Annotated in this window: 15 protein-coding genes; 7 read left to right on the top strand and 8 right to left on the bottom strand. The window is 38.6% G+C overall.

All coding sequences use genetic code 11. The features are described 5' to 3' along the window. Window positions 1-78: 78 nt before the first annotated feature. Entirely contained in the window at window positions 79-1,035 is a 957-nt protein-coding gene (locus IPM95_00785) for a GSCFA domain-containing protein (protein ID MBK9327854.1), read from the top strand. Here IPM95_00785 and IPM95_00780 read toward each other — a convergent pair. The 3 genes from IPM95_00780 to IPM95_00770 are packed head-to-tail and all read right to left on the bottom strand — an operon-like array spanning window position 1,016 to window position 4,973. Continuing rightward, window positions 1,016-2,800: a hypothetical protein gene (locus IPM95_00780; GenBank protein ID MBK9327853.1), complete on the bottom strand. Its 1,785-nt coding sequence runs from the start codon at window positions 2,798-2,800 to the stop codon at window positions 1,016-1,018. The genes IPM95_00785 and IPM95_00780 overlap by 20 nt on opposite strands. Further along, window positions 2,797-4,617, bottom strand: a complete 1,821-nt coding sequence (locus IPM95_00775; protein MBK9327852.1) for a hypothetical protein — start codon at window positions 4,615-4,617, stop codon at window positions 2,797-2,799. The genes IPM95_00780 and IPM95_00775 overlap by 4 nt, the downstream gene beginning before the upstream one ends. Then, entirely contained in the window at window positions 4,611-4,973 is a 363-nt protein-coding gene (locus tag IPM95_00770; GenBank protein ID MBK9327851.1) for an MmcQ/YjbR family DNA-binding protein, read from the bottom strand. Before IPM95_00770 ends, IPM95_00775 begins: the two co-directional genes overlap by 7 nt. Window positions 4,974-5,055: 82 nt before the next feature. On the opposite strand from IPM95_00770, the gene aceK reads away from it, so the two are divergent. Then, complete coding sequence (gene aceK / locus IPM95_00765; GenBank protein MBK9327850.1) at window positions 5,056-6,780, top strand: bifunctional isocitrate dehydrogenase kinase/phosphatase; 1,725 nt, start codon at window positions 5,056-5,058, stop codon at window positions 6,778-6,780. A 10-nt stretch (window positions 6,781-6,790) separates the two neighbouring features. Then, window positions 6,791-7,621, top strand: coding sequence for a hypothetical protein (locus IPM95_00760; GenBank protein ID MBK9327849.1), 831 nt, complete (start codon window positions 6,791-6,793; stop codon window positions 7,619-7,621). 136 nt (window positions 7,622-7,757) lie between these two features. On the opposite strand, the gene IPM95_00755 is transcribed toward IPM95_00760, so the two are convergent. Continuing rightward, window positions 7,758-9,071, bottom strand: coding sequence for a TlpA family protein disulfide reductase (locus tag IPM95_00755; GenBank protein MBK9327848.1), 1,314 nt, complete (start codon window positions 9,069-9,071; stop codon window positions 7,758-7,760). Between the two features lie 257 nt (window positions 9,072-9,328). Here IPM95_00755 and IPM95_00750 point away from each other — a divergent pair, with 257 nt between their 5' ends. Beyond that, window positions 9,329-10,027 (top strand): glycosyltransferase, encoded by a 699-nt coding sequence (locus IPM95_00750; protein ID MBK9327847.1) that lies wholly within the window; start codon window positions 9,329-9,331, stop codon window positions 10,025-10,027. Window positions 10,028-10,071: 44 nt separating this feature from the next. Next, on the top strand, window positions 10,072-11,079 hold the full coding sequence (locus tag IPM95_00745) for a DUF288 domain-containing protein (protein MBK9327846.1): 1,008 nt from the start codon (window positions 10,072-10,074) through the stop codon (window positions 11,077-11,079). On the opposite strand, the gene bshB1 is transcribed toward IPM95_00745, so the two are convergent. Genes bshB1 through IPM95_00725 form a run of 4 tightly spaced genes read right to left on the bottom strand, consistent with a single transcriptional unit; the run spans window position 11,080 to window position 14,092 of the window. Then, a complete protein-coding gene (gene bshB1, locus IPM95_00740; protein ID MBK9327845.1) occupies window positions 11,080-11,799 on the bottom strand; it encodes a bacillithiol biosynthesis deacetylase BshB1 in 720 nt (239 codons plus the stop codon). It abuts the gene before it with no gap. Between the two features lie 57 nt (window positions 11,800-11,856). After that, a complete protein-coding gene (locus IPM95_00735; GenBank protein ID MBK9327844.1) occupies window positions 11,857-12,981 on the bottom strand; it encodes a hypothetical protein in 1,125 nt (374 codons plus the stop codon). A 12-nt stretch (window positions 12,982-12,993) separates the two neighbouring features. After that, on the bottom strand, window positions 12,994-13,491 hold the full coding sequence (locus tag IPM95_00730; GenBank protein ID MBK9327843.1) for a glutathione peroxidase: 498 nt from the start codon (window positions 13,489-13,491) through the stop codon (window positions 12,994-12,996). Further along, window positions 13,445-14,092: a DUF4294 domain-containing protein gene (locus tag IPM95_00725; GenBank protein ID MBK9327842.1), complete on the bottom strand. Its 648-nt coding sequence runs from the start codon at window positions 14,090-14,092 to the stop codon at window positions 13,445-13,447. The genes IPM95_00730 and IPM95_00725 overlap by 47 nt, the downstream gene beginning before the upstream one ends. A gap of 139 nt (window positions 14,093-14,231) precedes the next feature. On the opposite strand from IPM95_00725, the gene IPM95_00720 reads away from it, so the two are divergent. Beyond that, window positions 14,232-16,001: a sensor histidine kinase gene (locus tag IPM95_00720; protein ID MBK9327841.1), complete on the top strand. Its 1,770-nt coding sequence runs from the start codon at window positions 14,232-14,234 to the stop codon at window positions 15,999-16,001. 5 nt (window positions 16,002-16,006) lie between these two features. Then, window positions 16,007-16,645: a response regulator transcription factor gene (locus IPM95_00715; protein MBK9327840.1), complete on the top strand. Its 639-nt coding sequence runs from the start codon at window positions 16,007-16,009 to the stop codon at window positions 16,643-16,645. Window positions 16,646-16,670: the final 25 nt, after the last annotated feature.

The following is a 16,670-nucleotide window of genomic DNA, read 5'->3' as shown; positions in this document are numbered from 1 at the left end:
GAAAAAAACAGATTAAAAGAGAGATGATAGACGCTGGTTAGGATGGAATTAACAAAAAGTAAATTGTAATTTTGATGCATGGAATTCAGAAAAACCATTCAAATTTCCAAACCTTCTTTCCAAATTACCCATCAGGATGGAATATTGCTGATGGGTTCCTGTTTTACGGAGAATATAGGTGAACGATTAAAGTATTATGGCTTTAACATTACCATTAATCCGTTTGGAATTATATACAATCCTGTTTCGATTTTCCGAAACATGGGCAGCATCAACCGAAGAAAACATTATACGGAGAATGATCTGCTGATGCGGAATGAATTGCATATATCTCTGGACCATCATGGAAAATATTCCGATACCGATAAGGAACGGCTGCTGAATGCAATCAATTCTGAGATAGAACTGACAAATAAGAGTCTTTCCGCCTGTAAATACATTATTTTTACATTGGGTACCTCATTTGTCTATCACCACATGGGTACCGGCAGGATTGCCGCCAATTGTCATAAGCTTCCAAACACCCGATTTAAAAGGCAACTATTGTCAATAAATGAAATCAAGACAGCATTTGTCAGCATTAAATCTGACTTAAATGACAAGATCATTTTATTTACCGTTTCGCCTGTAAGACATTGGAAAGACGGAGCTGTACAAAATCAAAGAAGTAAAAGTATCCTGATAGAAAGTATCCATGAGATAATTGAAGAAAATGACAATTGTTATTACTTCCCTGCTTATGAAATTATGATGGATGAGCTGAGGGATTACAGGTTTTATGATGAGGATATGCTGCATCCGAATAAAACAGCGGTGAATTATATCTGGGAACGGTTTAGTCAAACCTACTTTGAGGAAACAACGCAGGAAATTCTGACTAAGATCCATAAACTGCGGCTGATGCTTCAGCATAGAATTAAACACTCTAACACTGCTGAACAGGAAGATTTTGAAAAACAGAAGAGATTCCAGATTGAGAGCTTTAGAAAGAGCCATCCTGATATCAAAATTGACCCTATTCCTTCAGCAGAATAGGAAATTCCAGATGCAGCCTGAAATTCCAGGCATTCAGCAGGTTTATTTCATATTTACCGTTTAATAAATCAATCACCGAAATGACAGATTTGATATTTTCATCCTGCACATTTATATCTGCACCGGTATGCTGAACACGAATCTGCGTCTCTTTGATGGACGGAATGACGTAAATGCTGATGGTCAGTTGCTCCGGCTTATGGTTGGAGAAATATTGTATGATATAGCGTATGATATCGTAAATAAGATGCTGGGAAACGGGAGAGAGGTTGTCGGGAATATTAAAGTTGTATTGTAATAGGATATTATATTGAACTTTATATTCTTCCAGTAAATCTTTTAAAGCTACCTGGACACCGAATTTTTTTAACGTAGGCGGCAGCAGCGTATGAGAAAACAAACGGATTTTAGCGCAAACATTATCAATATCACCGGTAATTCTTTTTACTTCCAGATCAGAGAAAGTGTCATTTATTTTCAAGGCAGACATTTTCATTTTTACGGCTGACATCATTATACCGATTCCGTCATGCAGTTCTCTTCCAACACGTGCACGTTCGTTCTGCTGGCCTTCTATTAAATAAAAATTATTCAATGAATTGATGACACTCATTTCTTTCTTCAGCTGTTCATTGCTCTTAATTATCTTCAGCACCCTGTATACCAAGGAAACACATATAATTGTGGCGATGAAAAATGCATTGCTGTAGGTGTAAATCTGACCCATATAAACGCCTTTCACATCGCTGCCAAACTCAGGCTGCGGGTAAAAAAGGAAGAAGGTGAAAGACAGGAAATACACCATGCTGAATAATACAATGGATTTATCATTGGTATTCAGATACACAATAATGAATGTGATAAAGACCGTTGTAACACAAACAATTACAAAAATATTCTGTATATAAATGAAGATCTTCTGTGCAGGTATGCTGAATAAACCGACGACGAGCGAAATAAAGACAAAAAACAATCCGAAATAAATGAAATAACGCAACCTGTTATAAAAAACGGGCAAATCCACCTTGTTTTTCATAAATCCCCTTAAAAACAGGATGGAGCTGATTAAATAGATGGATAATATTATCTTTTTGAAAAAATAGTCTACCGTCGGGTGATCCGGCCATAAAAGTTCATATCCTAAATTGTTTTTAATAAACAGGTAAACTATACCGGACATGAGATACAGTAAATAATAGTAATATTTTCTGACATTAATCAGAATGGCCAGGATAAAACATATAAAGGTGAAGAGCAGTAATATACCATAAAAAACTCCGCGTGTGAGTTCCAGTGCCTGCATCCTCTTCAGTTTTGCATCTTTTTTCCAGACGAGAATCATCGGTTTTATCAGATTATGAACGTCCTCCTTATGGTAATTCAGGACAATAGTATTGGTCTGATGAGGTTTGAGTTCAAAGGGAAATACAATATTCCTGTCATAGTAAATCCGCTGACTTAATTTTTTGGAAACAAATTGATACCGTTTCAGAATACTGTCGTTTCCCAGTTGCTGCAGGGATATCCTGTCTATCTGCTGTATTGGAATTTCCAGCAGTATCTCCTGCCTGCTATTTTCAGTATTTAGAATCTTCAGTTCATATTTTACGGAATCCAGCGTTTCGGTGATAACCAAATATCGGGAGGCGGGTTTGCACCTGATCGATTGGTCGACTATAAAGATACTGTCTTCAGCACCGGAGCGATGAGCGATAAACAGCAGAAAAAGCAGACAAAAAGTTGATATTTTAAATTTTCCGATCAAGTAATATCTTTTAATAACAAAATCAAATGTATGGTGGAGCCTATCTTTTCATCAGACAATACATAAAAATGCCCATTCAGGCTATTTATTCTGGATTCAATGTTCATCATCCCGATTCCTGATTTCTTGGCAGTCATTCCGGAAAAACCTATACCGTTATCACTTATCTTTATCTGCAGTGATTTATTATCATTTATTGCTGAGATGTTTACCATATCCGCTCCCGAATGTTTGATTATATTGTTGGAGACCTCCTGAATGATTCTGTACAGATTTATATTTGCGACTGCGTTCAGCAGCATATTTTCTGGGATTCTGCTGAAATCATAGTTCACTTCCAGTGTTGTAAATAACTTATCGGTAGCAGTCAGGATCAATTCTTTCAACTTCATTTTCTGCATATCCGGTGCCACATAATTGCTGGTGATATTTTTGATATCTTCAAGAGTGGTGTTCATTTCATCCAGTACCATTGGAATGATTTTTGTGTCTGGATGATGTCTGTTGAGCAGTCGTAAATCATTCTTTATCTTTGATATATCTTTAGATATGCCTGTCTCGATAGAAGAGGTGATTTTTTCACGCTCCTCTTCCTGTCCCAATACAAATGTGTTGATATTTCTTTTTTGAAGAAAATCCAGCCTTTTAGCGGATAAATTATTTTGCCTGATGAGATTATGATAATTGACGGACATGAATACCGTTACCAGAAACATTTCAAACATTGTGATATAGTAGCAGTTTTGCGGAATAAAGAGGTTGCTGGAAAACAGTTGAAATCTGCTAAATCCGTTAAAGGACGGAAACATGGCATATTCGTTGTTTATAAACAGTAACCAGTTGCAGAAATGAAGTATGCCACCGGCTGTAACCCAGATAATTTCTCTTCTTCTGGCCACTATATAGGTATTGACACCAAGTATAACTATCATTGTACCATAAAAGATGAAAACTGCATAGATGAACCGTTGATTCCAGTTGGATTGGATATTGTCGTAGCTTTGATTATAAAATTGAATCAGGAAGAAAATACCGAATAATACTAAAACGGCAATGATGAATTTCAGCATCCAGCCGGAAAAATTATTTTTAAACTGAACGGCAAAAAACAACCTGATAAAGGAGATATGTGCAATCAGATATCCGAGAACAGCAACGACTGCAATATGTTTTTGAGTGGCTGCAGAATAAAACCATCCGTACTGATACCCATTCCCGCTGTATTGAAAAAACACGATTAGCGTAAAGAACTGTATTGCAAAGTAGATCAGGAAAAATTTATTTTTGCTGAATATATAAAAGCATATCAACAGCAACAGGTAAATAAAGAAAATACCATAAAATATGCCCGCCAGAAAATTATCATGGTTGGTTGCCCTTATAAAACTGTTTTCCGAAGACAGGTTGATTCTGAAATTAATTGGCTGCCATTGCCTGCGTATGGTATACCGTATGGTCCTTGTTTCATTTGATTTTAAAGAAAATGGATAGACGTGATTGTAATGTTTAAACTGCCTGACGGTATATCGTATCAGATCGCCCAGGACAGCTGTCTGTTTATTATCTTCTATTATGATTCTATCCAGGGTTGGATTAATAAAATTCAAATAAAGGTTTTTATCAGAAGAACCTGTGTTTTTAAGGGTGATTTCTCTGACAAAGTCCTGTTGGGCCGGGTTGTAACTTGTATTTAAGGTGTTCTCCAGCTCCTGCGTTGTGAATTTGTCATTTATCAGTATGGGGGTACCGCCATATGAAGCTGCACATTGAAGCAGGAGCAACCCAACGAATAAAATATGTATCCTCCAGTTTAACATGGCAGCTGTTCGAGTTCATTTCTTAATTTCTTCGTCATTCCTTTCATCACTTCTTCATACGAATGATCTATCATATCATAAAATGTCCTGTCTGAAAACTCCTCAGCGCACCATACCGTATTCCAGTATTTCTTATTCATGTGATAACCGGGCTGCACACTTTCATATTGCTCCCGCCATTGCACCGCCAATTCCGGATCGCATTTCATATTGACACTGGTTTCCGCCGCACGGATATTCATCAGCAGAAACATTTTTCCCATCACTTTGAACACCAGTGTCTCCTTATCAAAAGGAAAGTCTTCTGTAACCCCCTTTTTCCGTATGCAATATTCCCGAATGTCTTCTACAGTCATCCTAGTCGATTTTTATTTTATATTTGTAAAACGAAGCATGCAATTAATAAACGCCTGATGGTTGCTTAAAAATACACAATAAATGATAAACCAGAATACCGTACACGAAGTAGCCGCTTCAATTGCCGAAAAATACGACATCCTCCTAGGAGCATTTAATGATATTACCCTTTGTGCAAAAGAATACTTTGAAAACAGGCGGTTCAAGGATTTATTTTTTCGCCAGCAGGAGCGATACCGCTTATATGGTCAGTCCGTAAAACTTGTATTCGCCGGAACACAGGAATTATTGGGCGAAAACCTGTATAGCATTGCATACTGGAAAGCCATTAAGATTGAGTTTTCCAAAATCACCAAAGATAAGCCGCACAGGCTCAATTCAGAAACCTTTTACAATTCCATCACCAGAAAAGTATTTGTGGACAAGAGCTTCAATTCGGACTATGAATTTTTCGATTATACCGACTATAAGCCGATGCCCAAATACGACGTGGAAATCTTTGATACGATTGACTGCTCGCACTTTTCTGTTGTCTCTATCAAACAAATTCTGAAATACTTTCAGTTCAGCGTCCCATTTGAGGACATAGACAGGGATGCCCAGCTGATATTTGACGAAATGGCACCCACCATTATTCATCAGAAATCCAATTTGTTTTTAGACCGGATTGAAATCCTGAAACCGGTATTTTACCGCAACCGCGGCGCTTTTATAGTAGGAAGGTTATTTTACAAGAACTGGTCGATGCCTGTTGTGATTCCGCTGCTGAATGAAGAAAAAGGTATCTTTGCAGACTCCGTTATTTACGCACCGGCAGAAATCAGCATTATTTTCAGCTTTACGAGGGCCTCCTTCTTTGTTCATACCAAATATCCGGCACAGCTGATTGATTACCTGAAGTCGATGTTGACACATAAAGCAGTGGGAGAGTTGTACGACTCCATCGGCTATTACCGTCATGGTAAAACGATCTTATACAGGGATTTGATGAATTACATCCATAACCATGAAGATAAATTCATCATTGCACCCGGCATCAAGGGGATGGTTATGGCGGTATTTACCCTGAAATATTACAATTTCGTCTTCAAAATCATCCGTGACAAGTTCGAAGCACCCAAAAATTGTACGCGGGAGTTTGTTATAAAGAAATACGAAGAAGTGGAGATAAATGACAGGGTGGGAAGAATGGCTTATGCGCATCTTTTTGAAAACTTAGAATTTCCAAGGCATTTATTCACCTTTGAACTGATACAGGAACTGCAGGATTCGTGTAAAGAGTCGGTAGAATTTAAAGGGGATAAGGTGATTATAAAACACGTTTATATTGAACGCAGGATGTCACCGCTCAATTTATATTTGCAGCATGCCAATCCGATTGATGCCTGCCGGGTCATACTCGATTACGGATTTTGTGTAAAGGAACTGGCAGCTGCCAATATTTTTCCGGGCGACCTGTTACTGAAGAATTTCGGAGTCACCCGGCACGGACGTGTCATCTTCTACGATTACGATGAGATTGCCAAAGTGACGGACTGTCGTTTCAGAAGACTCCCGGACATGAATAACGAGGATGATACGAGAAGCAATTTTGAAATGATTACGGCAGAGCCGAACGACATCTTTCCGGAGGAGTTTAAAGCTTTTATGGCTCCGGAAGGACCAATCGGGGAAATCTTTTTAGCGGAACACCACGAAATTTTCGACCCGAAATACTGGCGAGACATTCAAAAAAGAATTGAAGCAGGTGAGTACCTTAGTTTTTACGCCTATGATCAGTACCGCCGGTTTAATCAAAACATATAAATATAATTATATGAAAAAAATTATTCTCTTCTTTTTGGCAGCAATTAGCATTTCAGCCTGTAAAAAGGGGGGCACAAATGCCACTAATCGGTTCATGACGGCAAATTATTATGTCAATGATTCTTTTATCGGTAAAACAGATTATTTGTATGATGACAGCAGTGGTTTGTTAAAAAGTGAAATAACCCGAATAAATGGAAATCAGTATGTAAAACATCTCTACATCTATTTCAGCGATTCTATTTTGGTCAACCAGGTCATATTTAACGGAACGGACTCCGTTCATAACCTGGTTACAATCTTTACTACAGGAAACAATCGTTTAATCAACAGAATCATGACTTACAGTCTTGAATATCTTACAGTAAGTTCAGACAGGACCTACCTGTATAATTCCTCGAATCAAATGCAACAAGTTAACTACTTTTCAGGTACCCAGATTTTTGATTTTAACTATATGGTTAACTCTATTGCAAATTATAAGTTATTACTCCCCAGATTTTTACCCCCATATGGTAATGATACGATTCAAGTTTCTGCAAGTTATACGGTATTCCGGAATCAACCCGGAATTAACAATTTTATACTGGTTACTATGTTTAATCTGATTTCCAGTGAATTTCAAACGATGAATCTGGAATTGGCAGGCTGTACCTTTAATACGTCGGAAAATTTGCTTGTACAGCTAAATCTAACCCCAGGTACTTTGCCTGGTTATGTTTATGATTATACATTTGATTCAAAACAACGGGTTTCTACTAAAATGCTGGATTATAGTTCGCCTGTCGAATTTCCGCCAAATCAACTGTATAGGGTTGAATATATTTATCCAGTTGAGTAGGATAGATATTTAAGATAATGGTTACCTGACTGAATGATGTTTTATCCGTAAATACTATTTAACATAATATAAATTATAGGACAAATGACAAACTAATTTATAAGGTATTCTATTGAATCAGTATAACTTAGAATCATCACTGCTTCTTATTCAGAATCTGATTGAACACTTCTTCGAGCTGTTCAGGATGTAAATCTTTTCCGACAATCCTATTATTTCTGTCCAAAACATAAATTTCTGGCGTAACATCTATGTGGTACTTTTTATGATACTGGCTTTCTCGCTTAGGGTCAATAACATTATGGAAATTATGGGTACGATACTTCTCTACAAACTGTCGCCATTTGGCTTCATCGTCATCCAATGAAAGGGCATAAACCGATACTTTATCTTTCCATTTGTCTAATAATGCATGCAACTTTGGGGCTTCTTCCTGACAGTGGCTGCAATCAGGAGAATATAGAAATGCAACTTTTACAGGGGTGTTCAGCTTGTATAAACTCTCATTGTGTCCATTCAGGTTTTTACACATCAAATCCTGGCCGATGCTTCCTGTCATACTTGGCCGCATAGAGTTTACTTTTAATCGGATTTTAGTCAGTTCATACGGATTATCTTTAAACCATGGACCGGCAATAGCATCGGTAAAATAATTATCCGCCATGTAAACCAGTATCTTTTCATCCCCCATGATACTCGGTTTCTCGTACTGTATGGAAATCCAGTTGACAATGAATTTGAAACATTCCGGGCATTTCTTTGATTTTTCAATTAATGGCACGGCATATTTAAGGATAGAATCAGGATTTTGAGGGAGTAATTGCGTGATATAAGTCTTTAATTTATTGGCAATTACAGGCGTTCTGAGCAATTTCTCATCTGAAACATCGGTATTGTTCCAAAAATCATCTCTATAAAGCTGCACCTGTAAGGCCGTATCCAGTATTCCATTTGCCTTTTTGGGGAATTGTAAAGCCGGATTTTGACCAGACATTTTAAAATAGGTGAAAAATGCATGCGGATATTTAGTTGAAATGGACTGTAAATACTCTTTTCTATCTTTTATCAAAGCATCCTTCTTTAAATTTAAGGATATAAAAAACTGATTATCAGGTGCTAAAAATTTCAAAGCATTATCGATGGAGTCAAACCGTTTACGATGAGAGGCCTCAAATTGTTGATTATCATAAAAAAGTAGGTTGTCTACGCTCCCGTTAATCTTCATTTGCCCAATTAAATCAGCTGTATCCGTTTGCAAAGAAAATTGCTGCTCTTTATCGACTAAAAACTGTATGAAACTTTTTTGATCAGGGAAAACAAAATAATACAAACCACCAGGAAGCAACTCATTTCTTGTGTATGTTGCCTTTCCGCTCTTGGCAGGCACTGTATCCACCAAATAATTATTATTGCCCAACATGCCGACAATTTTGCAAAAACCGTCTTGCATCCCTTTGATTTGAAATGTTATAGAAACTTTGGGTTGTGCCGGAACTGAAAAGAAAAGAAAAATTGAAAAAATTAAAAGTAATTGCCTGAGTCTCATTAAACGTTTTTTTATCATCAAAATTGCAAAATATATGCCATTTTATGTAAAGTTTAATAAAAACCTGAAAATTCTTTTTTTAGCGCTTTTCAGCTATCTTTAGCGATTTAATACAGCGTAAACACATGTACTTATATACCAATTGGGCAGCTACCATACCTATGGCCAACGAGGAGCAGGATTTTGAACCTTTTGTCAACTTACTGACTCGTGTAATGGACGTTATCGGAACGGGTAAAATCTATTTTGTGATTGATAATGCCTCTAAAGACAAAACACTGGAACTTGCGCAGGATTTGGCACAGAAGGACCCCCGTTTTGAGGTGGTTTGGGCACCGGACAACAGAAATGTCGTGGATGCGTATCTGGCGGGATTCCGGGTTGCATACGCCAATGGACATGATATCATCATTGAGATGGATGCTGGCCTTTCACACGATCCAAGAGCTATCCCGATGTATCTGAGGGTTCTGAACGAAGGAAATGAATGCGCTTTTGGATCCAGGTTTATCAAAGACGGTTCTATGGGCGACTCTCCGTTCAACCGAAGGATGCTGTCAAAAATGGGAACTGTATTGGCTAACTTGTTGTTAGGCACAAAGTTATACGATATGACCAGCGGTTTCCAAGGTTTCCACAGAGATATCATCGGTAAATTATTGCAATATCCGCTGAAATCAAAGGCTCATTTCTATCAGACGGAAGTAAAATACCTGTTGCGAAAACACCGTATCGCTGAAGTTCCGATTCATTATCAGGCTCCATCCCCGCGGGTTTCACCATCGGCTGTAAAAAATGCCCGCAATACCTTATTGTATTATTTTTGGGAACGACTGAAAGGTAATACTCCTATTCTATAGAAACACTTTATAAATTTTATATAATTATTGAAATTTAATATACTATGTCAAAAAAATCACTTGTTATTACATCCATCGCATCAGATACGCTTGAAGTTTTACATACCTACGCCAAAGATTGTAATGAACGAAATATTGACTTTATCATGATTGGAGATACTAAATCTCCGGATACCTTTAACATCAATGGCTGTGATTTTTGGTCGGTTGATCGCCAGTTAACACTTGATTCATCCTTTGCAAAAATTTGTCCTACAAGACATTATGCCAGAAAAAATATTGGTTATATCATTGCACTCCAAAATGGAACGGACGAAATCGTTGAAACGGACGATGATAACCTGCCAAGGGCTGAATTCTGGAATGAAAAATCAAGAACAGTTAAGGCACACGACATTAAAGCTCAGGGTTGGGTAAATGTATATAACTATTTCAACGACAAATTTATATGGCCTAGAGGATTGCCATTGGAAGAACTTCAAAAACCCAGCAAACCCCTCTCCGATTTTGAGATTAGGGATATTCTGTGTCCTATTCAGCAGGGACTGGCAGACGAAAACCCGGATGTAGATGCCGTTTATAGGCTTACCTATCCTCTGCCACTGGATTTTAATAAAGGAATGAATATTGCTTTGGGAGTCGGCGCCTGGAGCCCGTTTAACAGTCAGAACACTTACTGGTACAAAGAAGCATTCCCATTATTGTACCTTCCTGCCTATTGCAGCTTCCGTATGACGGATATCTGGAGAAGCTATGTGGCGCAGCGTATTGCATGGGCAAACGGCTGGAGTATCCTCTTTCATGAAGCTACGGTCTGGCAGGAACGCAACCAACATAATTTATTGAAGGATTTTGAAGACGAAATTCCAGGATACCTTAATAACTCGAAGATTTGCAATGAGTTATCGTCGTTAAATATCAAAGGTGGTAAAGAAAATATGCTGGATGATTTGTTAACGTGCTATGATATGCTTACCGGAAAAGGATTTGTGGGAAAAGAAGAAGACGCCCTGGTCAGATCCTGGTGTGAAGATATAAGTAAAGTGTGGTAACTATTTTACAGCGAACAGGTTATCTAAACCTATATAACGTTCAACTGTAAATCCTTCGCCATAAGAAACACCAATTGGCCTTCCATACTGTTTAGCTCTGCCCATGACAAAATCCAGAAAATCTTCCCTGGAAATGGGTGTCTGCGGTTCTGTAGAGTTTGGATCGTAAAACTGTGATTTAAAAGCCTTTATAGCCTCCATTTTTTTTGTTTCAAATCCGGTGATATCCACCACCAAATCAGGCTGGATAAAATTATCCTGTACATAGCGGTAGACGGCTTTCGCTCTCCAGGCTGTCTGCTGCTGATTTTCAAAACTGGTGGCAATTTTAATTAGACCACTCAAAAAATTGGCTCTGGATACCAGGTCCCCACCTCGAGGGTGGTCGGGATGGCGGTCAGATTTCGCATTGGCCAGAATAATCTCCGGCTGGTATTTCCGGATGATTTCCACCACTTTTAACAAATGCGCTTCGTCAATCTCAAAAAATCCATCCCTGAATCCCAAATTTTCCCGAACCTGAATACCTAATATTTCAGTCGCCTTCTTTGATTCTTCCGCCCGGATTTCTTCCGTCCCCCTGGTTCCCAGCTCACCTCTGCTCAAATCAATTATGCCGACTTTGTACCCCTGGCTGATATGTTTCAGTACGGTACCACTGCACGCCAGTTCCACATCATCCGGATGGGCTGCAAAAACGAGTATGTCTAATTTGCTCATATAGAAATTGAAAACAAAATTAGGTAAAATATTGATAGTCTACCGTAAGACTGGCCATTACTTAGAAAAATGTAAGACTGTCTGATAGATATAGGTTTTACCCAGCTGTCCGCCAATCCATATTTTATCGCGTTTATGGATATCGGAAGAATAATTCAACAGATAGAAGGAATTTTCATCACGTGGGGCGATTCCCGGAAATGCAGTATCACCGGTAGACGGAAAATCAATGATATGCTCAATTTCCATTTTTTCCTTATTTATCCTGAATAAGGCGGTCACTTTCTTTGAAAAGGAATAACGGATGAGATTTTGCATCCGTTGTTTATCATCCGGAATTTCCACCTTAGTAGCATCGCCTTTAAGATGCCTTCGGGAAATCAGGTAAATAGCATCTCCGTACTCAAACAACAGTGCGCTGTCGTATTTTAGCTTGGAAAATTTAACCTTCCATCTATCTATAGAATCCTTCGAAGCATAACATAAATAGGAACCCGACCCTTCCAGCCGGACAGTAGCCCATAAATTTCCTGAATGGTCAAAAATGAACTCACCCTCCTCCGCTCCTTGCGTGGCTATTTGAGCTTGTTCGCTTATCGGAGTAAAATATATCCCGTTTTCTGATGTAAACAATCGCAGATTAGCCTGATGTTCATTAGTATATAGATTTACTCCGTAATAGGCAGATAGATAAAGTTTGCCGGACTGTACACGAAAGCGCCAGTTCACAAATCCGTCCATATTTGTCTTTTGCTTTTCACTCCATCCATTGTCCGACAATATACTTACCCAGATATGTTTAGGTTCAAATTTAAATAGTCTGGTACCGCCTTCAAAAAAATAAAAAAATAGACGGTCTTTGAAAACAACAAATCTCGGTTCGCGCATATCGGCACCTACAGAGTAGGAGTTTTCATATACCCAAGTTTTAAAATCAGTGGAACTGATAATATAAAGTGTTGTCTTTTTGGAAGCGAAATGAGTTGGTGCCGTCCTGAAGGCAACATAATAACGACCGCTGAATAGAACAATATCCAGATTGTTATTGGAATTTCTGCATTTTATATTTGTTGGCATGGCTGCTGATGGTATCAGCTGAATCCATTCTGTTGTAAATACATTCTGGGCATACAGTCCTGCAGTAAACAGGAATGAGAAAAAGGTAACCAATAAAGCATTCATTATCGAAAATACTTACTTTTTCAATAACTCTCGGATCTCATTTTTGATTTTATCGGATTCAGGGTCGGTGGTTGGAATAAAATAATCCACCACTTTTCCATCTTTATCTATCAGGTATTTCTGAAAGTTCCATTTGGGGTGTGTTAAAAGCTTGACGCCAGGGGCATTGTCTCCCAGAAACTTAAACACCTCGTGCTGGTTCTCCCCTTTCTTGACATGAATTTTCTCCATGATGGGAAAGGTCACGCCATAATTAATCTGGCAAAACTCTTCCGCCTTTTCAGAAGATAAGGGTTCCTGACCTGCAAAATCATTGGAGGGAAAACCGATAACTTCGAAACCTTCGTTCTTAAACTCTTTGTACAATTTCTCCAGTTTATCATACTGAGGTGTTAACCCGCATTTGGAGGCGGTATTTACTACCAGGAGGACTTTCCCTTTGTAATCACTCAGGGTTACGTCCTTATTTTGGGCGTTTTTCACCCGGAATTGGTGTATTGAATTGCTCATTTTCTATCTTGTATTTGGTTCCGTCTTGTTGATATATTTCCTCCAATCGGGCAATATAGTTTTCAATTTCCTTGTCATCACCCTTAGGATCATACGTATCTTTTAAGTTTAACTGAAAAAATTTACCGGCAAAATTCCACCAAAACGCTTTCCAGCCGCTTCTGTAATCCTTCAGTAAATCATACACCGTCTGTCCAGTTTCCCTGTGTATCAGTTTTATCAGGAACTGCCCTTGCTTTCTGGTCAGATTTTTCAGGTTATCTTCAAATTCCCCTCTCAGTACTTTCTCGCACTCATTCAGGTAACGTTTTTGCTGCCTTTTTGTTTTACATTGCTGCAAATCATCATTTATTTTTTTGGTCAGCCGTGCCGTCCGCAAGGCATAAGGGTATACCTTCCGCAAGTAACGCATTTCCCAATCCTGCAGGTTTACTTTTGTCAGTCGTGTCGCATTAATCTCTATCGGATCCAATACAATTTCAGGAAGCGTATCACCTAACAATATTACTTTAGGTAATACTATAGGATCTTTCTCAGACTGCGCCTGAAGCACCTGAATGGTAAAAAAGAAAAATATGAATATGCCTGACTTTTTTATCAAAATAAATATTATTTCTATCTTTTAGAACGCTATAATTATACCAAACTAACTGCAAAATGTATAATTAATTGCAGTATGTTGGCGTAGATGCGACTGTAATTTAATATTTTTAACAAATAATACAAGGTAATACATCCTGATGATTAGAATCTGCAATTATTTAAACCTGATTTTCTTTACTTCTTTTTACTTAATTGGTTTCCTGAACTTATATTCTGAGACCAGGCATTCCCTGTTGGACAGTGCCGAGCATTACAAGTTTTCCAACTATAAAAAAAGTATTGACTTTGCTCGGCAAATCGAGTCCGATGCTGAATCAACCGGAAATGACACGTTAGTGGCAGAATCCATTCTGATTCAAGGAGTTGCCACTTATTTAGCAGGCAAACATGACGAGGCGCTGGGGTTTTATTTAAAAGCCCTTAAACTATTCTCAGCGGCCCATTATAACTCCGGCATCGCCCGAACCTATAATGAGTTGGGCATCTTATACCGTAAACAAAACAAACCCGACTTGTCTAAAACGATTTTATCGGAAGCCTTACGAATAATGAATGCTTCTGTGAATCCGGAAATCGTTGCAACCTCTCATAACAATCTCGGTTTAGTGTATGAAGCTGAAAACAAGATTGACAGTGCAGAGTATAGCTACAAAAAGGCATACGAAATATACAAACGTACCAGCAACCGGCTTGGTATGGCATACGCACTGGATTATCTGAGTGGTATTTACGCCCGTACCGAACGCTTTGATGAGGCCGAACGTGATTTAAGGAAATCATTGGCATTAAGACAACAGCTGAACGATAAAACCGGCATAGCCATTTCCATTAATAATTTAGGGGAATTATTTTTTGCAAAGAAGGATTATCCCAAAGCTTTATATTATTTCAGATCTGCCTTTGATTCGGCAACGGTGCTGGACTTTATAGATTTGAAGGCCAATGCGCTGAACATGCAGGCAGCTGTATATCAGTCAACCGGCGACTATAAAAATGCCTATGAAGCATTGCAGCAGTACAATACCATCCAAAAAAAGATACTCGATGAAAAACGGCTGAAAAACATTGAAGAATTTGAGGCAAAGTATGAGAGTGAAAAGAAAGAAAATGAAATTACCCGCCAGAAACTGCAACTGATTCAACGTAAAAATATTTCCATTTCCTTAATCGGGATATTATTATCCGCCCTTTTCGCATTTTATTTTATTTATAACAGATATAAACAACAGCAAGAAAAACGGCTGCAGCTCGAGTTACTAAAAGAGGCAGAAAAACGCTCCAGGGCGATACTTGAATCAGAAGAAAACGAACGGCAGCGGCTGGCGCGCGAATTACACGACGGTGTCGGACAATTACTAACGGCCACAAAACTCCACCTTAATACACTCTCGAACTCATTTTCAGCCTCTTCAGACCAAAAGTCAGGCTTAGACAACTCCATGAACATGCTCGATGAATCCATCCGGGAAATTCGCTCCATTTCCCATAATATGGTGCCGGATCTACTGCAACAGTCAGGGCTGGAAAAGGCTGTGGGCGATTTCGTTTCTAAATTTAATCAGACAGGGAAAACAGAATTGGAATGGGAATGCATCGGCTGGATGGAATCCATGCTGGAGGAGACTTCTAAGCTCATGCTATACAGAATCATACAGGAAGCCGTCAGCAATGCCTTGAAATATTCCGGTTCCACTAAAATAATGCTTCAGCTAACAGCCGATGAACATGAAATCTCCCTGCTTATAGAAGATAATGGCAAAGGTTTTGATGTAATGGAAGCCAAAAGAAAAGGCGGAATTGGATTAAAAAACATCTTACTGAGAACTGAATACCTGAAAGGAACTTTGGATATTGACTCCTCCCCGCAAAACGGCACTACCATTATAATAGAAATTCCATTATCTTAACACCAATGAAAAGCATCCGACTGATACTGATTGATGACCACCAAATGCTGATTGACGGATTGTCAGCATTACTCACCACGTATGATGATATCGAAATTCTGAAGACCTTCACCAACGGGAATGGTCTACTGGATGAAATTGAGACATTACAACCCGACATTGTTCTGACGGACATCAGTATGCCGGATATGGACGGTTATGAACTGACAAAAAGAATTAAACAGCTTTTACCGCAAACGAATGTCATCGCCTTGTCCATGTTTGGGGGTATAAATGAAATCAATAAAATGCTGGAGGCCGGAATTTCCGGTTATCTTTTGAAAAACGTAGGTAATCTGGAACTGATAGAGGCTATACGTAAAGTAGCCTCGGGAAAAATGCATTTCAGTGATGATGTATCGGAAGAGATGGCGAAGAATGCCTATTCCAAATCATCCAAACCGGAACATCAGCCCAGGCTTACAGACAGAGAACTGGAGATTCTGAAACTCATCGTACTCGAACTGAATAATGCAGAAATTGCAGATAAATTATTTATCAGCGAACGGACAGTGGAAACCCATCGCAAGAATATGATTCGCAAATTCAACACCAAAACGATTGTAGGCTTAATAAAATATGCCCTGGATAAAAAATTGATTTAACGCCTACGTACTGGCACGCAGGTTA

This window comes from Sphingobacteriales bacterium, assembly GCA_016719635.1.
GTDB lineage: Bacteria > Bacteroidota > Bacteroidia > Chitinophagales > JADIYW01 > JADJSS01.
This window is presented reverse-complemented; position numbering and strand designations above follow the sequence as displayed.